The organism is Bacilli bacterium (genome assembly GCA_035326105.1).
Lineage (GTDB): Bacteria > Bacillota_I > Bacilli_A > RFN20 > CAG-826 > UBA7706.
This window is the reverse complement of the sequence record DAOKYO010000001.1, coordinates 13,136-36,909: the sequence shown is the minus strand read 5'-3', so window position 1 is coordinate 36,909 and position 23,774 is coordinate 13,136. Positions and strand designations below refer to the sequence as shown.

At 42.5% G+C, this 23,774-nt stretch carries 16 protein-coding genes, 2 tRNA genes and 1 pseudogene; 17 read left to right on the top strand and 2 right to left on the bottom strand.

Going from position 1 to position 23,774, the window contains the following annotated elements; all coding sequences use genetic code 11:
• Positions 1 to 11: 11 nt before the first annotated feature.
• The 17 genes and pseudogenes from PKC96_00160 to nifJ all read left to right on the top strand — a co-directional run bounded on the left by PKC96_00160 (position 12) and on the right by nifJ (position 22,713).
• Positions 12 to 1,676 carry a hypothetical protein gene (locus tag PKC96_00160; protein HML99737.1) on the top strand — a complete coding sequence of 555 codons (1,665 nt, stop codon included), beginning with the start codon at positions 12 to 14 and terminating at the stop codon, positions 1,674 to 1,676.
• A 63-nt stretch (positions 1,677 to 1,739) separates the two neighbouring features.
• A complete protein-coding gene (locus tag PKC96_00155) occupies positions 1,740 to 3,212 on the top strand; it encodes a hypothetical protein (protein ID HML99736.1) in 1,473 nt (490 codons plus the stop codon).
• Between the two features lie 48 nt (positions 3,213 to 3,260).
• Complete coding sequence (locus tag PKC96_00150; GenBank protein HML99735.1) at positions 3,261 to 4,772, top strand: immune inhibitor A; 1,512 nt, start codon at positions 3,261 to 3,263, stop codon at positions 4,770 to 4,772.
• Between the two features lie 540 nt (positions 4,773 to 5,312).
• Positions 5,313 to 5,732 (top strand): 30S ribosomal protein S12, encoded by a 420-nt coding sequence (gene rpsL, locus PKC96_00145; GenBank protein ID HML99734.1) that lies wholly within the window; start codon positions 5,313 to 5,315, stop codon positions 5,730 to 5,732.
• Positions 5,733 to 5,785: 53 nt separating this feature from the next.
• Positions 5,786 to 6,256, top strand: coding sequence for a 30S ribosomal protein S7 (gene rpsG / locus PKC96_00140; GenBank protein HML99733.1), 471 nt, complete (start codon positions 5,786 to 5,788; stop codon positions 6,254 to 6,256).
• Positions 6,257 to 6,270: 14 nt separating this feature from the next.
• Positions 6,271 to 8,355, top strand: a complete 2,085-nt coding sequence (fusA, locus tag PKC96_00135; GenBank protein HML99732.1) for an elongation factor G — start codon at positions 6,271 to 6,273, stop codon at positions 8,353 to 8,355.
• A 101-nt stretch (positions 8,356 to 8,456) separates the two neighbouring features.
• A complete protein-coding gene (gene tuf, locus PKC96_00130; GenBank protein ID HML99731.1) occupies positions 8,457 to 9,641 on the top strand; it encodes an elongation factor Tu in 1,185 nt (394 codons plus the stop codon).
• Positions 9,642 to 9,767: 126 nt separating this feature from the next.
• Positions 9,768 to 11,081, top strand: a complete 1,314-nt coding sequence (locus PKC96_00125) for an RDD family protein (protein ID HML99730.1) — start codon at positions 9,768 to 9,770, stop codon at positions 11,079 to 11,081.
• Between the two features lie 3 nt (positions 11,082 to 11,084).
• Positions 11,085 to 12,035, top strand: a complete 951-nt coding sequence (locus PKC96_00120; protein HML99729.1) for an RDD family protein — start codon at positions 11,085 to 11,087, stop codon at positions 12,033 to 12,035.
• A 201-nt stretch (positions 12,036 to 12,236) separates the two neighbouring features.
• Positions 12,237 to 13,007, top strand: a pseudogene (locus tag PKC96_00115) (ABC transporter ATP-binding protein).
• Positions 13,008 to 13,616: 609 nt separating this feature from the next.
• Positions 13,617 to 14,723, top strand: a complete 1,107-nt coding sequence (locus PKC96_00110; protein ID HML99728.1) for a sugar ABC transporter permease — start codon at positions 13,617 to 13,619, stop codon at positions 14,721 to 14,723.
• Between the two features lie 12 nt (positions 14,724 to 14,735).
• Positions 14,736 to 15,653 (top strand): carbohydrate ABC transporter permease, encoded by a 918-nt coding sequence (locus PKC96_00105; GenBank protein ID HML99727.1) that lies wholly within the window; start codon positions 14,736 to 14,738, stop codon positions 15,651 to 15,653.
• 64 nt (positions 15,654 to 15,717) lie between these two features.
• Complete coding sequence (locus PKC96_00100; protein HML99726.1) at positions 15,718 to 17,217, top strand: extracellular solute-binding protein; 1,500 nt, start codon at positions 15,718 to 15,720, stop codon at positions 17,215 to 17,217.
• Between the two features lie 14 nt (positions 17,218 to 17,231).
• Positions 17,232 to 18,356 carry a hypothetical protein gene (locus PKC96_00095; GenBank protein ID HML99725.1) on the top strand — a complete coding sequence of 375 codons (1,125 nt, stop codon included), beginning with the start codon at positions 17,232 to 17,234 and terminating at the stop codon, positions 18,354 to 18,356.
• A gap of 106 nt (positions 18,357 to 18,462) precedes the next feature.
• Positions 18,463 to 18,538 (top strand) — tRNA-Lys (locus PKC96_00090).
• Positions 18,539 to 18,619: 81 nt separating this feature from the next.
• Positions 18,620 to 19,048 (top strand): hypothetical protein, encoded by a 429-nt coding sequence (locus PKC96_00085; GenBank protein HML99724.1) that lies wholly within the window; start codon positions 18,620 to 18,622, stop codon positions 19,046 to 19,048.
• 140 nt (positions 19,049 to 19,188) lie between these two features.
• Positions 19,189 to 22,713: a pyruvate:ferredoxin (flavodoxin) oxidoreductase gene (nifJ, locus tag PKC96_00080; protein HML99723.1), complete on the top strand. Its 3,525-nt coding sequence runs from the start codon at positions 19,189 to 19,191 to the stop codon at positions 22,711 to 22,713.
• A gap of 58 nt (positions 22,714 to 22,771) precedes the next feature.
• On the opposite strand, the gene ygiD is transcribed toward nifJ, so the two are convergent.
• Together ygiD and PKC96_00070 are read right to left on the bottom strand one after the other, a co-directional pair.
• Positions 22,772 to 23,545 carry a 4,5-DOPA dioxygenase extradiol gene (gene ygiD / locus PKC96_00075; protein HML99722.1) on the bottom strand — a complete coding sequence of 258 codons (774 nt, stop codon included), beginning with the start codon at positions 23,543 to 23,545 and terminating at the stop codon, positions 22,772 to 22,774.
• Between the two features lie 48 nt (positions 23,546 to 23,593).
• Positions 23,594 to 23,670: transfer RNA gene (locus PKC96_00070), tRNA-Pro, on the bottom strand.
• Positions 23,671 to 23,774 lie beyond the last annotated feature (104 nt).

The window sequence follows — 23,774 nt, the reverse complement described above, 5'->3', positions numbered from 1 at the left end:
GAGGATAGAGTATGAAAAAAATTCGTTTATTAATTCCAGTAGCCTCGGCTTTATTGATCGTTGGCTGCGCAAATGGGGGAGGGAGCAGTAGTGAAGTAACTTCTGGCGAGTCAAATACCAGTGTTAGTGAAAGTACAACCAGTGAATCAACGCCTTCGTCTGAAGCGTCCAGTTCGATTGAGATTGTCAATCACCCCAATACACCAAGCAATTATTATCAGTTGAACTCATCAGAGTATTTGACCGGTTCCACTCACTATGATGTCCGCACCTCGGATGGGTATGTGGATATGCCTTCAACTGGAGACCAAAAGTTATTGGTTATTCCAGTCGAATTTACGGATGCTCCGGCATCAAGTCTGCCCGGAGGAGCCGAACAAATTCGCTCTTATATCCATGATACTTTCTTTGGGGAAACCGGCACAACCAGTTGGTATTCCTTGGCTGAATACTATTCAGTTTCAAGTTTTAATCATTTAAATTTTAGCGGAGAGGTTACCGATTGGTGGAGTTGCGGCTTAAGCAAATCAGAAGCCGCTGCCGGCGGAACTGCTAACGTTCATGATATCGTCAATAATGCAGTTGAGTGGTATAAGAGTGTCAACGGAGAAGAATCGACCAAGCAATATGATACGGATGGCGATGGTTATGTTGACGCTGTTTATCTAATCTATAGTGCCAGTATTTCCGGTGACGCAACTTCGTCCGACGATGATTTCTATTGGGCCTACGTGACTTGGACCGACAATAACGCCAATGTGGCTTCGCCGGTTCCTTTCAACTTTATGTGGGCAAGTTGGCAGTTTATGTTTGAGGCGGAATATAAAAGTTCGTCCGGAACATGGAACTACGCAAGCATTGCTAACGGCACCGCTAAAGTTGATGCGCATACCTTTATCCATGAGACCGGTCATTTAATGGGCCTAGAAGATTACTATACCTACGATGAGCCAACCGTCGACTATGAAGCTTTAGGCGGTCTTGATATGATGGACTATAACATCGGTGATCACAATATCTGGTCGAAATGGATTCTCGGCTGGGCGGATCCTATCGTTGTTACGGATTCAACTTCACTTACCTTGGAGCCATCCAATCTTAATGGTCAGTTTGTATTACTTGCACCTAACTACAGGAATCAGGTGTATGGAGAATACATTTTACTTGAATTCTATGCGCCGACAATTTTGAATGAAAAAGACGCGACCAGCAGATACGCCGGTTATTATCCGCTTAATTACAGTGAATATGGAGTGAAGATTTACCACGTTGATGCCCGGATTGCGGAGTATTCATACTCGGTCAGCGGCAACGATGTTACCTTTACCTTAATCGATTATATTGATGCGGTTGGGGAAAGTAATTATTATCAAGGATTGGCTCACTACAATACGAAGAGTTACTCCATGAACCCGGCCTTTAAACTTATTTCAATTATGGAACCGGGCGATCGCGGAACTTTAAAAACGAAAATTCGCCAACAAGGTTCTTCCGATCGGACGCTGGGCTACTATAACTTAGCCTCCAACAGTTTCCTTTTCCAAGAGGGTGACACCTTCGGTTATGATTCATTTACGAATTATAAACTCGACAGCGGCGCGCAACTTGGTTTCCGCTTTGCTGTCACTTCCTTAACTGAGGAAGGGGTAAACATAAGTTTTGACAAATTAGCCTAATATACATTAAACTAAAATACCGGTCATTACTTGGCCGGTATTTTTTAAAGGAGAGCATTCAATATGAGACGAAAAAAAATATGGCTTGGAGTAGTGGCTTCGGCGTTTCTTTTAAGTTCCTGTTCGGGAATATTTAATTTTTCAAGTTCCAATTCGCAAACATATATTCCGCCATCTTCTACAGACGGATATTATAAGGCCGATACGCTGTCGGCAAACTATTATCAATACGGACAAGCACAGGGAACGCAATTTCTTCCAAGTCTTGGCAATCAAAAAATATTAGTTGTGCCGGTTGATTTTTCAAACTCCTATAAGAACAGTCTTCCTGCTGATGCTCTCGATCGCTTGGATAAGGCTTTCTTTGGCAGCAGCGATGATACCTCTTGGCAATCGGTGGCCAGTTTCTATCACGAATCCAGTTATGGTCGGCTTACAATAACGGGCGAGGTCACGCCTTGGGTAAATTTGAGTATCCGGAGCAATTATCTCGATTCAATCAGCGGCAGCCGTGAATATCTTGATCCAACCTATTATGTTCTGGAGGAAGTGTATAAGTCTTTAAGCGCTTCGACTCTTGCCGAATATGATTTGGACAATGATGGTAATATCGATGCTTTATGGCTGGTTTATGCGGCGCCAACATATGCGCAGAGCACATCGATGAGCGATACTTTCTGGGCCTATACTTATTGGTATTATCAAAGTGACTATTTAACTCCGACAGCTGGAAAACCCATCCCCGGGGTCTACGCCTGGGCCAGTTATCACTTCCTTGAAGATGGCTATGGAACATCGGGAATCGATGCCCATACATTTATTCACGAGACGGGACATATACTGGGACTTGATGATTACTATGACTATGATGGTAAAGCGGCTCCCATGGGGTATATCGACATGATGGATGCCAATATTATCGATCATAATGCGTTTTCGAAGATTGCGTTAGGCTGGATTGAACCAACTGTCGTCACGGATTCCTCCACAATTACCATCAGCCCTTCTTACGCCAATCAAGATGCCATTTTAATCAATAATTCTTGGAACGGACTCCCGTTTGACGAATATATTTTGCTTGAGTTCTATGAGCCAAGAGGACTGAACGAAAAAGATTCTCAAGCTCCTTATCCGGATAATAATTATCAGGGTTTTACAATCTCCGGCATTCGCGCCTATCACGTTGACGCTCGGCTGGTTCAAACCCGGTATGATGAGAATTTTGACTTGCAAAGTTTCTCCTATGTCGATGCTATCAGTGAGGGTTATCAAATTGGCAATAGCATTTTCTTCACTGAAATCGCTCATTCAAACACACCATCACGGAGCATAGCTACCGATAATTATCCTTTCCTTTCAATTGTTGATGGAACGAGCAGATTTACCCGTGATTCGGTCGCGGATAACCAAACCCTTTTCTTGGCGGGAGAATCTTTGTCTTTGGGAAATTTCAACGATGGATCAAAAATCGGCTATTCTTTTGAGGTGTTGTCGATTTCTGATGATTCGGCGACCATAAAATTTACGGCACAATAATGCTTTTATTTGTTCGTTTTCTCGGCTAAAAGCCACTATAATGGGGATATGAGTAAGAAATCATTTTTTTTCGGTAATATAATCGGCGGATTGCTTCTTTTAAGCAGTTGTACTTTTACCATAAAAAGCACATTTTATCAATTTGTCTCGTTTAATGAGATTTCTTCGCTTCCTGAGGCGGCGAATTATTATCATGCCAATTTAGATGAAACGGCCTTTACTCAGTTTTATCAACTTAACAATGGCGAATATTCACGCAGATACAATCTATCTTCACAGGGAACAAATAGCGTTTTGGTTTTGCCGATTGATTTCCCTGCTTATCCTTCCAGTGACTTGCCCGGCGGCGGCGATTTTGCTAAGACCATTATTCATAATGCTTTTTTTGGAACGGAGGAATCTTCCATTTGGCAATCGGTAGCAAGCTATTATGATCAATCTTCCTACGGAAAATTTCATCTTACGGGTGATGTCGCAGATTGGTACCGAGTAACGGATGAAGCGATACTTGAAAAGATAACGGCGTTTGAAGGCGGCAATTCTTCCTATAGTAAAACTGCGCTTACTAACGATATCTTGCGATTGGCGGTTGCAAACTATTTACAAAACATTACCGATCAGCAGATGTTTACGGATAAATATGATACGGATAACAACGGCATTATTGATTCTGTGTTTTTGGTTTATTCGCATCCCATCGGCAATACGAGTATCACCCGACCGATTGAAAAAAATGATTCCGGCAGTTTGTTTTGGGCTTTTACCGCGCATGATATCAATAACGGAAATTCAAATTTGCGCGCCAACGGCTACGCTTGGGCTAGCTACTATTTTCTTTATCCGGATTATTCTTTAACAAAAAATCTTCCCGACGCCCATACCTTCATTCATGAAATGGGCCATTTACTTGGGCTTGAGGATTATTATAATACGACTCTTAACGGAACTTTTTCTCCTACTGGCGGCATGGATATGATGGACAGTTCAATCGGCGATCATACCGCTTTTTCTAAAATGCTTTTAGGATGGACTAATCCATATGTTATTACCGGCGATGGTCCTATCACTATCCGGCCGTTTAATACCAGCGGCGATGTCATTCTTTTTTCCGCCGGGTTTGATGGTTCGGTATTTAACGAGTACTATTTGCTTGAATTTTATGCGCCGACCGGACTCAACTATTATGATGCTACCATGGGAAGCAGCAGTCGTTTATTTACTAATTACGGCATAAAGTTATATCACGTTAATGCCGAGGTGACATATCGATATAAGAATGACGGAGTTTCGATCGAAAGCGCCAGTTTTCGCTATAATAATTCACTCACCGCCACTCTTGCGGAGCAAGGGACTCCGGTTCTTTATGAATTGTTAGCAAAATCAGGCGGGGATAAACTCCTTCAGGGACAAAATGCTTCCAATGAAGATATATACTACCTTGGGGATAAGTTTAATTTGGATTTTAGTATTCGAACCGATGAAGACCAATTGCTCAATATTGGATTTGAGGTGACGGATTTTTCCCGGTCAAAAGTGACTATTCAATTTGCCCTTAAATAGTTGATCATATAAAGGAAATTTTGTTTTAGACTGATTTTAATTCGGGTGATAAAAAAGCCGATGAGAGCAATAAGGTTTTTGCTCCATAAATGACATTTACTGCAGAGTTATAAATGATGTGCGACCAAATTCTTCAAAAAACAATCAATCAACGATATTTTCAAATCCCTGAAGTACGCATGACACATAAGTTGTATATATTATGTAGACAACTCAAAAATCCAATGCGATATTTCTTGGACAAACCAGTTAGAGCAATTTGGTATGCAGAGAAAAATAAATGGTGATATTCAGTGGTTGATGTCATTTCCAACATCGCAACTTTTTTAATTCCTAAGAAAGGTCTCACAACAATTGTAAAGTAACATTTTTATTTTATAAATGGTATTTATTTTATTGACAACAATTATCTAAATCGCTATAATCGCTATGTGTGTTTAGGTGCTTTTGGCGCTTTTTTTCTTAGGAAAGATGATACGCCCGGAAATGTGTGCCTAATCAAACTTAACTTAAAAGTAAGAAAGGAAGGAGGACTCGCTAATGCCAACTATTCAACAATTAGTTCGCCAAGGCCGTAGTCAATCAGCTTACAAATCAAAGTCACCGGCTCTTAACAAGAGATGGAATTCACTCGCTAAAAAAGAAACCAATCAGGAATCTGGACAAAAGCGCGGGGTTTGTACTCGTGTTGGAACTATGACCCCAAAGAAACCAAACTCTGCATTACGGAAATATGCCCGTGTGCGTCTCAGCAATGGTTATGAAGTTACTGCCTATATCGGTGGTGAAGGACACAATCTTCAAGAGCACTCAACCGTGATGATTCGCGGTGGTCGTGTTAAGGATTTACCTGGTGTTCGTTATCACATAATTCGTGGTACGCTTGACTGTGCCGGTATCGAAAAACGGCGTCAAGGACGTTCACTCTATGGCACCAAAATGCCAAAAGAGGCTAAGTAACTGTTTATAAATAAGAGGTATATTTTCCAGTATTAAGGAAGGAGGAATTTTATATGCCACGTAAAGGAAGCGTTGCTAAACGCGATGTGTTGCCCGATCCAATTTATAGTTCAAAACTTGTAACACGTCTTATTAACAAAATTATGTACGATGGAAAACGCGGAACTGCGCAAACCATTTTATACAATGCGTTTAATAGAATTGAAGAAAAAACTAGTAAACCGGCTATGGACGTATTTGCCACAGCCTTAAACAACATCATGCCCGAGGTGGAACTAAAAGTTCGTCGTGTTGGAGGTCAGAACTACCAAGTTCCTACCGAAGTCACCGCTGAACGCAAGGTTACATTAGGACTACGCTGGTTAGTTAATTATTCGCGTCTGAGAAATGAAAAGACGATGGAAGAGAAACTTGCCGGAGAAATTATCGATGCCGCTAATGGTGTCGGTGCATCTGTAAAGAAACGGGACGATACGCATAAGATGGCGGAAGCCAATAAAGCCTATGCGCATTATCGTTACTAAGGAAGGGCTAAGTTATGGCACAACGTGAATATGATTTAGCTCATACGCGCAATATCGGTATTATGGCGCACATCGATGCTGGTAAAACGACCACCACCGAGCGTATTCTCTACTACACCGGAAAAATTCATAAAATCGGTGAGGTTCATGAAGGCGCAGCTACCATGGACTGGATGGCTCAAGAGCAAGAGCGCGGTATTACTATTACTAGCGCCGCGACAACCGCTTTTTGGAAAGGCAATCGAATTAACATCATTGACACTCCCGGGCACGTCGACTTCACGATTGAAGTTGAACGCTCCCTACGGGTTTTAGATGGTGCGGTCACGGTTTTGGATTCAAAAAATGGTGTCGAACCCCAGACGGAAACGGTCTGGCGGCAAGCTAGCAAATATCACGTCCCTCGGATTGTTTTTGCAAATAAAATGGACGCGATCGGAGCCGACTTCGAAATGTCGGTAGCTTCAATTGGCGAACGCCTTGGAGCGAATGCCGCCGCCATTCAATTCCCGATAGGTGCATCCAATACTTTCATTGGAATGATTGATTTAATAAAGATGGAAGCAATTGTCTATGATGATAATCTCAATGACGCTCCGTCCATAACAGAAATTCCCAGTGAATTAAAGGATAAAGCTCACGAGTATCACCAAAAATTATTAGAGGCCCTTGCCAATTTCAACGATGATTTAATGATGATTGTTCTCGAAGGTGAAGAACCACCGGTTGAGATGATCAAATCAACGATTCGGGCAGCGGTTTTGACCGGTAAGTTCTTCCCCGTACTATGCGGATCAGCTTACAAAAACAAGGGTGTTCAACCTTTGCTTGATGCCGTCATTGACTATCTTCCATCACCGATTGATGTCCCGGCTGCTAAGGGCGAAAAAATTGATGGTACGGAATATGATTGCCCATCAGATGACGATGCCCCTTTAGCCGCGTTGGCTTTCAAAATTGCGACCGATCCATTTATTGGCCGGTTGGCATATGTTCGGGTTTATTCGGGCGTATTAAAAAGTGGATCTTATGTTCTCAACTCCACCAAAGGAGTCAAGGAACGTATTGCTCGACTTGTATTAATGCACAGTAATCATCGGCAAGAAGTGGATGAACTTCACGCTGGAGATATCGGCGCGGTTGTTGGTTTCAAAAATACGACGACCGGCGATACGATTTGTAGCGAGGACTTCCAAGTTATTCTTGAGAGAATGGAATTCCCCGATCCTGTCTTGGAAGAAGCGGTTGAGCCCAAGAGCAAGGCCGATCAAGAAAAGATGATGGTGGGACTATTGAAACTGGCCGAGGAAGATCCAACATTCAGAGTTCGTACCGATAGCGAAACGGGTCAGACCATTATCGCTGGTGTCGGCGAACTTCACCTTGATATCATCGTCGATCGTTTACGGCGGGAATTTAACGTTAATGTTAACGTTGGTGCTCCTCAAGTTAATTATCGGGAAACGATTCGTTCGAGTGCGGAGTGTGAAGGAAAATACATTAAGCAATCAGGCGGTCGCGGACAATACGGACACGTGTGGATTCGCTTCGAACCCAATCCGACCAAAGGATATGAATTTGTCGATGCCATTGTCGGTGGAAGTGTTCCTAGAGAATACATTAAGCCAACAAACGATGGCTTGCGCGATGCTCTCGATCGCGGTTTGGTTGCCGGATTCCCGGCGATTGATATCAAAGCGACACTCTTTGATGGATCCTATCATGAAGTTGACTCTTCGGAAGCCGCTTATAAAATTGCCGCCTCTATGGCATTAAAAGAAGCGGCCAAAAAGTGTAATCCTGTAATTCTTGAACCGATTATGAAAGTTGAAGTTACGGTTCCGGAAAATTATTACGGTGATGTTGTGGGCGATATTGCTCGCCGGCGTGGAAACATGACGGGTGAATCTCATCGTGGTAATGCCAAAATCATCGAAGCCGAAGTTCCGTTAGCCGAAATGTTTGGCTATGTTACCGATCTTCGTTCGATGACGCAAGGTCGTGGAATGTATACGATGCAGTTTGATCATTATGGTGAAACTCCTCGCTTCGTCCAAGACGAAATTATTAAGAAATCAGGCGGCGTTTCGGCCCGCTGATTGCCGCGCAAGCGGCTTATTGCCGGATATTGATTTTTATTCAAACTTTGCTATTATGATATCGTTGAATTATCAGACGATCTCACAAGGAGGAAATTCACATGGCAAAAGAAAAATTTGACAGAAGTAAAGTCCACGTTAATATCGGTACCATTGGTCACGTTGACCACGGCAAAACCACTTTAACGGCGGCCATCACCAAAGTCCTCGCGGAACAAGGTGGTGCGAAAGCGATGGCCTACGATCAAATCGATAGTGCTCCGGAAGAAAAAGCTCGTGGTATTACAATTAATACTGCTCACATTGAATACCAAACTGCGAAGCGTCACTATGCGCACGTCGACTGCCCAGGGCACGCTGACTACGTCAAGAACATGATTACCGGTGCCGCCCAAATGGATGGTGCGATTCTTGTTGTTGCCGCTACTGATGGTGTTATGCCACAGACCCGTGAGCACGTCTTACTTGCTAAGCAAGTCGGCGTTCCTTACATTATTGTCTTCTTAAACAAAACTGATCTTGTCGACGATCCAGAACTCGTTGACATCGTTGAAATGGAAGTTCGTGATCTTCTTACCGAATACGGATTCCCTGGCGATTCAGTCCCGGTCATTCGTGGTTCAGCGCGGAAAGCTCTCGATGGCGACAAAGAGTCAGAAAAAGCTATTCTTGAACTTATGGATGCCGTTGACGCTTACATTCCTGACCCAGTTCGTAACAATGAACTCCCATTCTTAATGCCAATCGAAGACGTTATGACCATTTCCGGTCGTGGCACCGTCGTTACTGGCCGTGTTGAACGGGGACTTATCAAAGTTAACGATACGGTTGAAATTATTGGTATTAAGCCAACAATCAGCAGTGTTGTTACCGGTCTAGAAATGTTCCGTAAAACCCTTGACTTCGCCGAAGGCGGAGACAATGTTGGTGTTTTGCTCCGGGGTGTTAACCGTGATCAAGTTGAGCGTGGACAAGTCCTTGCTAAACCCGGATCCGTTCAACCGCATAGCAAATTTACGGCTCAAGTCTACGTTTTAACCAAAGAAGAAGGCGGCCGTCACACGGCTTTCCTTTCCAACTACCGTCCACAATTCTTCTTCCGTACTACCGATATTACCGGTGTTATCACTTTACCAGCTGGTACTGATATGGTTATGCCTGGCGATAATGTTGTACTTACGGTTGAACTTATTCACCCAGTCGCGATCGAACAAGGAACTAAGTTCTCTATTCGTGAAGGCGGCCGGACCGTCGGTGCTGGTACCATTACCGAAATCATTAAGTAATTGGTTATTGGACGCAAACAAAAAATGGCTCTCGTGTAATTACGGGGGCCTTTTTTTATTCTTTAATAATTTTCAATTAACCTATATAATATTTATATGTCGTTTTAAGAAGGAATTAATAGAAACATGGAAGAAAATGCTAATTTAAAAGTTAAAGAATCACCTCGGGAAGCGCGTACCGCTCCTTTACCCCGACCAGGGAGACGGATTGGAGCAGCAGTAATAGACCTTTTTCTTTTTGTTATTGCTCTTTTTGCGGTTGACTTGGGGGTGATGAATCCAATTATGGATGGGGCAGTCGCTATTTCCGAGCGACGGACCACCTTTACCAATGATCAAAAAGACTCGCGCTTATACGTAGTTACTTATGTTGATGGCAACGGTTCGGAAATTTCCGAACCGACCAGCGATGATATTGAAAACGGGACTTTTAAAATAACCTCGCTTGATGCCGCTAAATACTCGCAGGCGGTATATGAATATTACACAGTTTATAAAGTTGCGCGGATTAATGACTTAAATAACGAAGACCCAGAACGAGCCGGCGCTAACCAAGCAATTAAGGATGCCATGGGAGAAGATTTTGCCAATGATCCTACCGAATGGTATATTGCCAACATTCTGCAAGCGGATGTTGAAGATTCCTTATTTACGTTAACTGCTCCTGCTTCCCCCAGTGGACTTGAGAGCAGCGAAAACCCCAGTGATACGAGCGCGGTTACCTCGGAATCACAAACTACCAGTGAAGGATCAAGCAGCGAAGAAGTCGGCAAGGATGTCTTTTTACCGGAGGGTGTCTATTTTAAGGCAGACACCACGGATAGTGATTTAACGACCTTTTTTACAAGTCACTATTCCAATGCAGTATCGGATTTTAATGCCGAACCCGACCATGCGCAAACTATCAGTTACAACAATATGATTTTAATTGTTTCAATGGTTGTTTCCAGTATGATCGTTTACCTTTTATTCCCACTTGTTTTTGCCGGTGGCGCTACCTTAGGTAAGAAACTTCTCAATTTGGGAGTTGTTAACACCTACGGATATAAGGCGAGATGGTGGCAAATTGTCGCCCGCTATCTAGCAACTTTCATCTTTGAAATTTTGCTGGGATATATGACAAGCTTCATCACCACATTCATTTCATTCACGATGCTGATGTTTGGCAAAAAGGCTCGAGCTGCCCACGACTTTATCGCCGGCACACGGCCGGTTGATACGAAGGAAGCCAAAATTTATCGTGATGCAATGGAAGAAGATGAACTTGATCCGTTACCGCTTTTTGAAAAGCCATCTGCGCAAGAACAAACGGAGAAGAATGCATCAAATTCCTTCTATGATCGCTTAAGCGAAGATGAAAAAGTGGTTGATGCCGAGTATGAAGATAAGGAATCAAGTCATCTTGAAGATGACGGCGATGACTCAAAAAAGAGCAAGTAATAAATGCAAAGCAAGCATATTGTCTTAGCGGATACTTTTCGGCGCTTATTTTCGATAATCATCGATGTTGCCATTGTTTTTTTTGGCGCAGCCATGCTTTTTTCTTATATTGCCGTACCCATTGTTAACCAATACTATCAAGGAAACGAACTGGCTGATCAGGCTTACGCCATTCAAATATCATCCGGCCTTTTTCAAAGTGGAGAAGATAACGGAGGAGTTATCGCTTATAGCGAAGAAGAGTATCCTAAGGCGATTTATAACTATTATGTTACGAGTGGATTGGCCTCTATAAATTATTCTTCAGAAGAATACTATAGTAATTTTTTAAAGAAAGACGCGGAAGATACGCTCTTTAATTGGTATGTGGATATTCCTGATAACGAGCCTTGGAAAGTCGCTTATCCTGACGATAAGGAAGCGGATGTTAAAGCGCTTTATAAAGATTTATATCAAAAAGCAATCGATGATTTGGAGATTAATCCCGCTTATTCCGACTTAAACAATAAACTGAGTAACCGTCAGGGAGCGGCGCATCTTATATCCTTGGTACCGATGGTTTTAATAGTATATCTGGCAACCCCACTTTTATTTAAAGATGGAGCTACGTTGGGCGAGTGGTCGCTGGGTATCGCCCATGCAAATTCTCTGGGCTACCGGATGGATAAAGGGCAAATTGTTTTTCGCGGATTATCGTTTATTCTGATAAATTATATCGGCCTATTTCTTGGGGGGCCCATAATTTCTTTCGCGATGGCGGCGATTAGAAAAGATAGGCGTAGTTTAACGGATTTATTGGCCCTTTCAATTACGGTTAACCGGCGTGAGTCGCTAATTTTCAATGATGTAAACGAAGAGGAAAGATTCGATAAAAAAATTGTAACGCAGGCAAGAATAAATGCGGATCAAATTGCTCAGGCAAAGAAGGAAATAGAAGAAGAGCGGAATCGATAATAGTTGAATTTAACTGGTTTTTTCGGTAAAAATATGTCGACAAGCTTTGTTTTATCGCCCGTATACCGATGATATGGGCTTTTTAAGTAATTTTTTAAGTAAGCCCTTACATTTTTTCTATTTTTTTCGGTGGTTAATAAGAAGTAAGTATGCTAATATAATTTAGTGCTAAACGCAGTGTGTTCTGTAGGAGGAAAAACCATGGAAGTAAAGCTTGAACACTTAACAAAGATATTCCCCGGACGAAAAACTAAAGAAGGTATCAGTGAGGATGTACATGCCGTTGATGACATGAGCATCATCGTTCCCGACGGAAAATTATTGGGCCTATTAGGTCCATCAGGATGTGGAAAATCCACCACTCTTTATATGATTGCTGGATTACATAAACCAACTGGCGGAAAAATTTGGTTTGGCGATTTGGATGTTACTAACGTTCCGCCGGAAAATCGGGGAATTGGATTAGTTTTCCAAAACTATGCCCTTTATCCGCATTTAAGCGTAAGACAAAACATTCAATTTCCTTTGTATAACGTTCGTCCAAAGTTAAGCAAAGAAGAAATGGAAACATTGGCTCAAGAGGCCGCTAATTTGGTTGATATCGGAAATCTTTTGGATCGAAAACCAAAGGAATTATCCGGCGGACAACAACAACGGGTGGCAATCGCTCGGGCTTTGGCTAAACGTCCGCGGGTTTTGTTACTCGATGAACCATTATCCAACCTTGATGCCCGCTTGCGGTTACAGACTCGGGAAGAAATTAAACGTATTCAACGTTCAAGTGGAGTAACAACCGTTTTCGTTACCCACGACCAGGAAGAAGCGATGTCGATTTCTGATGTTATCGTTGTTATGAACCACGGTGTCGTTCAACAAATTGACGAACCGCAAACCGTTTATGATGAACCAGCCAACTTATTTGTCGCCAAATTCCTCGGTAACCCGGCGATCAACATTTTTGAAGGCGAATTAAAAGCCGGCAAATTATATATTGATGGCAAATTGTTTGATTCGGGTTACAAGAGCAAGGGAAAATTCTCTTTATTGGATGAGGGTATTTTCCAAATTGCTGCCGAATTTGGGTTTAAACCTTCATTTGAAGAATATATGACAATGCTTAACGGCGAAGCGGTTAAGCCCTTTGTTCCTACTAAGGGCAACCCGGTTCCATCGGGAGAACCGGAAAAGATTCCGTTTGCTCTCACTTTGGAAAACATTTATCTATATGTTTCTAACAACGGGTGCCATTTAAAGGCCGATGATTTTAAGCAAAAGGTATTTTCTTATCGGGCTTCGTTAGGCGTAAATCGTCCAGTGATAATTGGTATCAGACCAGAGTCTTTCTCTTTAGTCAAAGTCGAAAGCGAAGGCATTATTCCGTTGGACATCCGTTATATTGAACATATCGGACGGGATATTTCCATTATTGGTAAAGTTCATGATCAGGAAAATTCCAAAGTCCGGGTTATTATTCCATCGGAATTAAGAAAAGATATTCTTGGAAAAGACAGAATCGACATGTTCGCCAAGCGCTTCTACGTTTTTGAAGAGAGTGGCGAGAGAATTAAATAAGGAGGCGGCATGAGAAAAATCGTAAAAAGTCCCGATGCGGAAGTTTCTTCCGGCGGAACTTCGCTAAAACTCAGCGAACGCCCGACCTTAGAAACCCGCAAGCCTAAACGCAATATATCAATTTCGGCCAAGGCGTGGATTGCCTTGATACCAGCTTTATTTTTTCTAACAATATTTACGGTATATCCAATCATCAATACCACCATTATTGCCTTTATTAATAATTTTAACTGGCAAGATGGCGCGGGCTCTTTTGCCCTCAGCAATTATTTTGTTCAGTTGGCAAACTCCCAAAACCCGGATCTTTTGACGCCGGTTACCGCCCCGTCATTTGGTTTTCAAAATTTCTACTATGTATTAACGAGTTCGGATTTTCTACGCTCGCTTCTTAATACAGCTATTCTTACTTTGGTTTCGGTTCCGTTGACTATTCTCATATCCTTACTGATTGCGGTTTTCCTGAACTCGCTAAAGTGGATGCGCGGAGTTTATCAAACCATTTTCTTTCTTCCGTATGTTACCAATACGATTGCTCTAGGAATGGTGTTTAATGTTATGTTTGGCCCGTATGAATCGGGGCTAGTCAATCAACTTATGGCCCTATTTGGCGTTTCGTCGCGGTCGTGGATTTCAACGGGTATCTCCGGGGTTATCGCTCCGACGAGATTCACCATGGGCGTGGCTATTATTACCTATACAGTTTGGACCGGGATTGCCTTTAAAATTCTCGTTTTTATGAGTGGCCTTGCCAGTATTGATCGTCAATATTACGATGCGGCTAGAATAGACGGCAGCAGTCGATTCACTATTTTTAGGCGAATAACAGTTCCACTACTCAGCCCTCAGTTACTATATATTACAATTACGTCGTTTATTGGTTCATTTAAAGCCTATACGGGAGTTATGTCTCTATTCGGCAACGGATCAGCTAATAATGGCGCTGGCGACTTCGGCGGTGCGTCAACCACCGAATGGTTGACAGTTGTTGGTTATATTTATGCTAATCGTCAATTGAGACTTCCAGTAGCGGCAGCCGGTTCGGTTGTTCTATTGATTATCATTCTTTTGATTACCGTGATACAGATGCAGGTTTCGAAAACCCGCGTTCACTACTAAGGAGGAAATCTTATGGCACAACATGAAATGTACTTCGCTAGTGAAAAAGAACGGAAGATTTGGAAGACCAAATTTGTTATTTCTCGGGTTCTTCTATTTACCTTTTTGACTTTATTCGCTTTGTTTATTTTGCTACCGTTCTGGTTTATGATTGTTACTTCATTAAAATCATCGGACGCTTACCAGATTGAGCAGCAAAGAAAAATTCTTCGCTTATTTATTCCATTCAATGAGATATCGTTCTTGAATTTCTCAAAGATTTTTGGGACTAAAGGTAACTTCGGGCAGTATTTTCTCAATACGGCCATCGTGGCAATTGCTTCAACCGCATTTACCGTCGTTACCTCAGTTTTGGCGGCCTTCGCTTTTGCTCGCTTAGAATTTAAAGGAAAAAATCTTCTGTTTACCGTCTTCTTGGCAACGATGATGGTTCCAGGCGAAATGATGATTATCACTAACTATCAGACGGCAATTTCATTGCAATGGGCAAATACTTTCGCCGCTTTGATTTTGGTACATGGTATCAGCGTTTTCTATATTTTCTATCTGCGACAAACATTCCAGCAAATTCCAAATGAATTATACTTGGCATCGAAAGTTGATGGTTATGGAGAATTCCACTACTTGGTCAAAGTCATGGTTCCAATCGCCATGCCGACCATAGTAACAATCATCATCTTAAATATGATGGGTTCGTGGAATGCCTATATATGGCCGAACCTAATTGCAAGTGGTACTAACCCAATCACGGGACAGGATATGAAGTTGGTTTCCAACGGCTTAATGAGTTTATTTACCAGTGAATTCAAAAGCGAGGATACCGTCAAGATTGCTGGCTCCATGGTTGTTACAGCACCTTTATTGTTAGTCTTTATTTTCTTCCGGAAATATATCATGCGTGGTGTTTCCAGAAGTGGAATTAAAGGCTAAAATAGAGTATGGTTAGAATATAGATTGTTGCAAAAAAACAATTGAAAGGAGTTTTTCAGAGGACATGAAAAACAAAGTTCGTTTCTTAAGTTTAGCGGCGCTTACTTCTGTTGCTCTTCTCTCGGGATGCGGAAACAAGAAGTCAATTACTTTTTGGACGGGATTCGGGGCTACGGTCAACGGCGTATTACAGCCATTAATCGATCAATTCCAGAGTGAAAATCCGGAGTTTGCGATTAAGTATGAGACTAAAGGTGGATATGACAATTTACAGCAAGCCATCAATCTTTCAGTTTCAAATTCAGCCTATCCCAACATCGCTGTTGGTTATCCAGATCATATGGCAAGCTATATGATGGCTAACATTCTTTTACCGCTTGACAGTTATATCGCGGGCGAAGATGGTGTTGATCTTACCGATTTCAACCAAGACTATCTTGTGGAAAATCAAAGTTTGGCTTTCCACAAAAATCAGGATGGGACTAATGACTATGAAAATCCATACACCATGGGGCTTCCATTCAACAAATCGACGGAAGTAATGGTGGCCAATCAAACGTTCGTTGATTGGATTATGGCCAAGGATGAAACCAACACCATTAAAGTTCCAGAGACCTGGCAAGAAGCAAAGGTTGTCGGTGAAAAGATTCTTACAATTATGAAAGACGGCGACTATTACGGAAAATATATCGATTTAGACGGAAACATTTTGGTTCCGGCGGGCGATAAATTGACTTCTGAAGAAAAGGCTCAAGTTTTATTGGATTTAACACAGACCAACGAAAACAACTTCCGTCCTTTCTCATGGGATTCAACGGCAAACTTCTTTATCACGATTGTCCGTGATTGGGGTGGAACTTATACCGAGATGGGTAATGATATCCGCAGCGGGTATCTCCAATTTGATTCAGCTGAGACCCGTGCTGCCTTATCGTTCTTCCAAGAGATGGCGCATGAAAGCGTTATTGGTGTTCCTCAAAACTGGGGTGAATCAAGTTTCTCCTCGACACCATTCAATGCCAATAAGACTATTTTTACAATTTCTTCTTCGGCGGGTGTCACTTCGAACATTCCACCGAATAATGCTTTTAAAGTAAGCATCAACGCCATTCCTTTTAACCAAGGAGAGACCAAGTATGTTATCTCCCAGGGAACTAACTTGATGTTATTTGATCAAGGCAGCGACGAAGCAAAAGCTTATAGCTGGAAGTTGATTAAGTATTTAACCACCCAGGTTAATGATAGATTTGCTTTAGGAACGGCTTATTATCCGGTTACTAAAACAATGGCTAACACTCAGACCTATCTTGATTTCTTAAGCAATACCGATGGTAAAACAGCTTCCCAATTGGCAGTAATTAATGCGGCTCAATTGAATGTTGATGTTTATGATGCCGAAGACAGTTCTTGGGTAAAGTTTGTTGATCCAGGATTCTATGGCTCTTCAGAGATTCGTTCGGCGGTAAGCAACATTGTCCCCCGCGTTTTCAATGATGAAGGGGCGACGGTTGATGGTGTTTTAGCCGACATATTGACGACTTTGAAACCATATATCAAGAAATAACAAGGAGAAAAATAATGAAAAAAGTAACTTCAACAATTTTTGGTCTTGTCGCAGCTTTTGCTCTTGTCGGTTGTTCCGGCAGCGGTGAAAGTGTTGATGCTTCCTCGTTGGTCTCGACAGCAATCAACAATCCGGCGATTTTGATTTACAACAATCGCGGAATGTTAAACACCGAGACAATCGAACTAGATGGCAATACCGAGGAAACGGTTACCATCACGACTCAACTTACAGTTAGTGGTCATCCGGTTGGCATTCAATGGGTGCCAAATTCAGGCAGCGTGTTTTCTTTCGGTGCCGAAGACGATAATCACCACATTGTTGCCACTCCAAATTATCCGGAAGTGGGCGGCGATAATATCGGTGCCACATTGACGGCCAAGGCCATTTTTGATGGCGTTGAATCCGATCCGATGACTTACACCTTTGTTTTCAAAGCTCCTGAGAAGAAATTCGAAAAAATGCCGTTGAGCGAAATCCGGACTAAAGCTACAAGTAAAGAACGGGTTTGGGTTGAGGGCGAAGTTACGGCTATTATGCCTGACTTTGATATCGCCTATATCCAAGAATATGGATATGCCATTGGTTTATATAAGTTATCTACCTCCGGTAGTCAAATAACTTTGCTTGATGGATCAACTCGGGACATTCAAATTGGTGACTATGTTAAGGCCATTGGTGAATATTCACCTTACAATGGTTTGGCCGAAGTCAGCTTTATTGAAAGTCTGGTTGAAGTGGAAAAGCCGGTCGGATTCGAGCTCGGCGAAGTCAAGACGCTTACCGGCTCTGATTTTGAAATTGATCCGATGACACAAATGTTCCCCGTTACCAATTACGACGGAACACTCGTCCAGGTAAATGGTCTTGAATTTGTTAAGTTTACGGATAAAGATGGAAACACAATTAGTGCGCTTCCAACGGATGGTAAAACTCACTCCAATATTGTCTGTATGTTAGGTGACACCCAAGTTTCAATCTATGTTTCCTATCATATCGGTTCCGCCAATCAAACCGCGATTGCTGGGTTCTTCAGTTCATTATCGGCTGGAGCCAAGTTTAACTATAGTGGTATTCTTGGTTGGTACACCAATCCGAATTTGGGCATTATTTCGGTCAGTGATTTGTCACTCGCCTAATAATCCTAAATAGTTCTGATTACTAAAGGCTTAGAGAAAAACTCTAAGCCTTTTTTCCTTCTTGCAATAAATCGTTTCTTGATATACAATAACAACGCTTTGTTGCGGACCGTTAGCTCAGTTGGTAGAGCAGCTGACTCTTAATCAGCGGGTCTAGGGTTCGAGTCCCTAACGGTTCACCATGAGATAAATTCTCCCTTTCGAGGGAGTTTTTTATTTTTAATTCCAGCGCGTATAATATGAGTATCAGGAGCGAGCATAAAATGGGCAAAATGAATCTAACATTAGCGCGACGTTATCTGGCCGCTTTAAAAAGAGGCCAAGCGCAAAAATATCTCAATCGCGATGATCTCGCAAAATTAATCGGAGTTTACTCGGATGTTGTAGCCTTGGATTTAAGTTTCTTTGACCCCCTGGTTAATATGGATTTTGACTATGATCTTCTAACACTGATTCCGAGCATCGAAATTTACATTGCCGGGATTGTCAAACAAAAAAGCAAATCCTCCAAGAAATTACATATAAAGCGCGATGAACTAGATCGCTATAGTTCAATTGGGGAATTTGTTTTTGCCAAGATGACAATCGGGTCCAGCGGAATCGTCAATAAAAATGTCACTCTTAGCGATAAAGATTTGCTTTTGTTAAAAAAACTTATTTTGCGCGAAATTAAAAATCGAAATAAAAAGTAAATATCTTTTTGACCCACAAGCCGGCATTTGGTAGACGGGCAATTTTTTTTGAAAAAAGTGGAGGGAAACCTTAATTTTAGATGTTTATTATTGTATAATAAAAAGCGGTTATGAAATGATGGAGGAAAAATATGTCAGAAATTAAAAAATCATTCTTATCCGTCGATGGAAATACGGCAGCAGCCTTAGAAAGTTATAACTTTGCTGAAGTCGCTGCGATATATCCTATTACACCATCGTCCCCTATTGCGGAATACATCGACCTCTATGCTTCTCAAGGAAAGAAAAGTTTCTTTGATAACACGGTAAAAGTCGTTGAAATGCAATCGGAAGCAGGGGCGGCGGGCGCAGTCCATGGTGCCTTACAGGCCGGCTCTTATGCCGTTACCTATACCGCTTCACAGGGACTCTTATTGATGCTTCCAAATATTTATAAGATCGTGGGCGAAATGTTACCTGCTGTCTTCCATGTTGCGGCTCGTAGTATTGCGACCCGGGCGCTTTCTATTTTTGGTGATCACCAGGACATCTATGCCGTTCGGCAAACCGGTGCGACGATGATCTGTGCTCATAGTGTTCAAGAAGTGGCTGATTTGGCGCCGGTGGCGCACCTTGTGGCCATGGAATCTATGAACCCGGTTATTCACTTCTTTGATGGTTTCCGTACCTCGCATGAAATTCAAAACATTGAATTTGTCGATAATGAAGAGTGGAAGAAACTATTACCTTTAGATAAGATTGAGGAATTCCGGAAACGGGCACTTAATCCTCATGGCCACGCGGTTACTCGCGGTGGGGCCGAGAATGATGATATTTACTTCCAGGGAAGAGAAGCCGCGAATCTACATAATGACGCGGTTATCGGAATTGCTGAGAAGTATTTTGCCGAAGCAAGCCGGCTAACCGGCCGTGAATATGCTCCGTTTGTCTATGTGGGCGCTAAAGATGCGACCAAAGTCATCATTGCGATGGGCTCAGTTACCGAGACAATTACGGAAGTGGTCGAAGATTTAAATAGAAAAGGAGAAAAGATTGGATTAGTTAAAGTTCATCTTTACCGTCCTTTTTCAGCCAAGCACTTGGTTAACGTTATCCCAAGCACGGTTAAGAAAATTGCCGTTTTGGACCGGACAAAAGAAATCGGCGCCTTGGGTGAACCGTTATATGTGGATGTAGTTACGTCCTTTGCCCAAGTCGGTCGGCAAGTCGACGTTATTGTCGGCGGTCGCTATGGACTTAGCAGTAAAGACACTCAGCCGAAGCATATTAAAGCCGTCTTTGACTTCCTTGACAACAAGCCATGGAACTCATTTACTATCGGCATCGAGGATGACGTCACCCATTTGAGTGTTTCTCCGGATGAAGAGTATGTCCTCAAGCATGACTATCGTTCCTGCTTGTTCTACGGATTAGGTTCGGATGGAACGGTTGGCGCCAATAAATCTTCCATTAAAATTATTGGTGATGCCACCGGACAATACGCGCAAGCTTACTTTGCCTATGACTCGCGGAAGTCAGGCGGAGCAACTCGCTCTCACCTGCGGTTTGGCAAATCGCCGATTCACTCAACCTATTACGTTGAGAATGCGGATTTTGTCTCCTGTTCCCTTGATTCCTATCTTTTCCAATTTGATATGGTTAGAAATCTCGGTGAGGGAGGAACCTTCCTGCTTAACACCGATATGGACGATGAGACATTGGAAAAAACGATGCCGAATCGGATGAAGTATCTCCTAGCCAAGAAGCATGCAAAATTCTATGCTATCGATGCAAATAAAATTGCGGAAAGCATTGGCATGGGACGTCACACCAATACGACTTTACAAGCGGCGTTCTTCTATCTCAATCAGGATATTATGCCTTATTCTGAGGCCCAAGATTGGATGAAGAAACTCGCCAAAAAGACCTATGGTCGTAAGGGCGACGAAATTGTTCAAAAGAACTATAAAGCGATCGACATGGGGGCCGAGGGTCTCCGTGAAGTAAAAGTAAAAGCCGAGTGGATTAAGTTGAAGCCGGTAAAAGAAGTAGTTACCACCGGTGATGACTATTTTGATACATTTGTGACTCCAATCGATAAATTGGAAGGTAACGATTTACCAGTCAGCCGTTTCACTAAGGATGAACTTCTCGATGGAACAATGCAGAATAACGTTACATTCAAACAAAAACGGAAAATTGCCTCTATGGTTCCGCATTGGAACAAGGACAATTGTATTCAATGTAATACCTGCTCGTTTGTCTGCCCCCACGCTACAATTCGGCCTTTCTTAATCAGCGAAGAAGAGATGAAGGGGATGCCGGAAGTCATCAAGGATGATGTGCTTCAAGCGATGGGACCAAATGTCAAAGAATTTAAGTTCCGGATTCAGGTTTCAACGGCCAACTGTGTCGGATGTGGACTATGTGCCGTCACTTGCCCAGGCAAGGGCGGACAAAAGGCCCTTACCATGGTCGAAGCCCGTGGCGAATATCCGTTGGAAGCCGGTGCTGATTACCTATATCAACACGTTTCCTATAAGGCGGATAAGTTCCCGACGAACTCACCAAAGGGTGTTGGATTCCTTCGTCCTTATCACGAAATCAGTGGCTCTTGCGCTGGTTGCGGTGAAACTCCTTACTATCGTTTAGTTACACAACTGTTCGGAAAAGATATGATGATAGCCAATGCGACCGGTTGCTCCTCAATCTATTGTGGCAGCACTCCGGGCACGCCATTTATTTCGGATGAGAACGGTGATGGTGTGGCTTGGGCCAACTCTTTATTTGAAGATAACGCCGAATTTGGCTTCGGTATGCGGACGGCTAATGACTACAAGTTATCGACCATTTGCAAAATTCTCGATGCCAATAAGGCGGAAGTTGAGCCTGAACTGCAAGCGCTGATTGATGAATATGAGAAGAGCATTAAAGATCGGGAAGCTTCACGGAAGATTATTCCCGGTTTGATTGCAGCCTTGAAGAAGAGCGCTAATGAACCGATAAAAGAAGCGCTGAAATATGAGGCGGATTTCCTTGATAAATCAATTTGGATTGTCGGTGGCGATGGCTGGGCTTACGATATCGGTTATGGTGGTTTAGATCACGTTTTGGCCAGTGGCGCGGATGTTAATATCCTTGTCCTTGATACCGAAATTTATTCCAATACCGGCGGCCAGGCTTCCAAATCGACACAAACCGGCGCTATCGCTAAGTTTGCTGCCAGCGGTAAGACTGGAGCCAAGAAGAATTTAGCGCTTATGGCGATGGCCTATGGCGATGTTTATGTCGCTCAGGTTTCACTCGGTGGCAATCCGATGAAGACCATTCAAGCCTTCAAGGAAGCCGAATCCTATCATGGACCTTCGATTATTATCGCCTATTCTCCATGTACGGAGCATGGCATTAAAGGTGGACTGTCCAACCACAACACAGTGGAGAAAAAAGCGGTTGAATGTGGCTATTGGCCAGTATTCCGCTATGACCCACGCAAAGAAGTTGCTGATAAATCAGGCTTAGAGATCGACTGTAAGGAACCCGATTACAGCAAGTTTAGAGAATTTGTTATGGGTGAGACACGGTTTGCTCAATTGCCGGCGGTGAACCCGGACAATGCCGAATTCCTCTTGAACAAAGCCCAAGAAGAAGCTAAAAAACGGTTTGACCGCGTTAAGAAATTTGCCTAATAAAAAATGCCTCCCGAAGTTTTATCGGGAGGCTTTTTTAATATCGAACTATTATCTTTTAATCTATAAACAAATAGCTTGTCATCGATAGAGATCCAAACGTATAACCTTTGTTGAACACTTCAATCTGATCTTTCGAAGTTACTAGGCCCAGAATATATAGCAAAGGATAAAAGTGATCAAGATAGGGAACGGCTAAATGGCTGCCCGATAATGAAGTATAGGAAGTGACCTTATCGAATTTTCGATCCAAGATTGCTTTTTCTATTTCATCATCAAACGCTTGAGCCCAAATAAATGGGTCATCAAGGTGTCGGGAATCCATAAGCCGAAGGTTATGAACGATATTGCCACTGCCGATGATTAAAACATTTTTATCGCGCAGAGAAGATAATTCCCGGCCGATATTAAAGGCTTCGTCTGCTGATATATTGCCATTAACGCTCAATTGTAGGACCGGAATATCGGCCTGCGGGAACATTTTTGATAAAACGGACCATGTTCCGTGATCAATTCCCCAACTATTATCAACTTGGATTTCGCCTTGAGTAAGCCGGATAATTTGCTCAGCTAGACGGGGACTACCCGGAGGATGATATTTCAACTGATATAATTCAGCCGGAAATCCATACATATCATAAATTTGGCGCGGTAAATCTAAATTATTGATGACGTTTTTGTCGGTAAACCAATGAGCGGAAATAACAAGAATTGCGTCTGGACGGACAATCCTTTTAGCAATTTCTTGCCACCCGTGCGTATATATATTATCTTCGATGGCATTCATTGGCGAGCCGTGGCCAATAAAAATAACAGGTTGCTTTTTTGACATAAGTTATCCCTCTTTCTAAATGATAGCAAAAAAAAGAGAATAAAAAAATGGTCGGAACGAGGAGATTTGAACTCCCGACCCCTACCACCCCAAGGTAGTGCGCTACCAAGCTGCGCTACGTCCCGACCGCAATATCTATTATACTAACCTGCCTTAAATTTTCAATTGCCAAATTTATAGCATATTCTTTTTGATGGTAAAATTGCGGTAACAAACCTAAGGTAAAAAG

What these genes read in the sequence shown, in the direction of transcription:
- PKC96_00160 (HML99737.1), top strand. Translation starts at nt 12, where the DNA reads ATGAAAAAAATTCGTTTATTAATTCCAGTAGCCTCGGCTTTATTGATC.
- PKC96_00155 (HML99736.1), top strand. Translation starts at nt 1,740, where the DNA reads ATGAGACGAAAAAAAATATGGCTTGGAGTAGTGGCTTCGGCGTTTCTT.
- PKC96_00150 (HML99735.1), top strand. Translation starts at nt 3,261, where the DNA reads ATGAGTAAGAAATCATTTTTTTTCGGTAATATAATCGGCGGATTGCTT.
- rpsL (HML99734.1), top strand. Translation starts at nt 5,313, where the DNA reads ATGCCAACTATTCAACAATTAGTTCGCCAAGGCCGTAGTCAATCAGCT.
- rpsG (HML99733.1), top strand. Translation starts at nt 5,786, where the DNA reads ATGCCACGTAAAGGAAGCGTTGCTAAACGCGATGTGTTGCCCGATCCA.
- fusA (HML99732.1), top strand. Translation starts at nt 6,271, where the DNA reads ATGGCACAACGTGAATATGATTTAGCTCATACGCGCAATATCGGTATT.
- tuf (HML99731.1), top strand. Translation starts at nt 8,457, where the DNA reads ATGGCAAAAGAAAAATTTGACAGAAGTAAAGTCCACGTTAATATCGGT.
- PKC96_00125 (HML99730.1), top strand. Translation starts at nt 9,768, where the DNA reads ATGGAAGAAAATGCTAATTTAAAAGTTAAAGAATCACCTCGGGAAGCG.
- PKC96_00120 (HML99729.1), top strand. Translation starts at nt 11,085, where the DNA reads ATGCAAAGCAAGCATATTGTCTTAGCGGATACTTTTCGGCGCTTATTT.
- PKC96_00110 (HML99728.1), top strand. Translation starts at nt 13,617, where the DNA reads ATGAGAAAAATCGTAAAAAGTCCCGATGCGGAAGTTTCTTCCGGCGGA.
- PKC96_00105 (HML99727.1), top strand. Translation starts at nt 14,736, where the DNA reads ATGGCACAACATGAAATGTACTTCGCTAGTGAAAAAGAACGGAAGATT.
- PKC96_00100 (HML99726.1), top strand. Translation starts at nt 15,718, where the DNA reads ATGAAAAACAAAGTTCGTTTCTTAAGTTTAGCGGCGCTTACTTCTGTT.
- PKC96_00095 (HML99725.1), top strand. Translation starts at nt 17,232, where the DNA reads ATGAAAAAAGTAACTTCAACAATTTTTGGTCTTGTCGCAGCTTTTGCT.
- PKC96_00085 (HML99724.1), top strand. Translation starts at nt 18,620, where the DNA reads ATGGGCAAAATGAATCTAACATTAGCGCGACGTTATCTGGCCGCTTTA.
- ygiD (HML99722.1), bottom strand. Translation starts at nt 23,545, where the DNA reads ATGTCAAAAAAGCAACCTGTTATTTTTATTGGCCACGGCTCGCCAATG.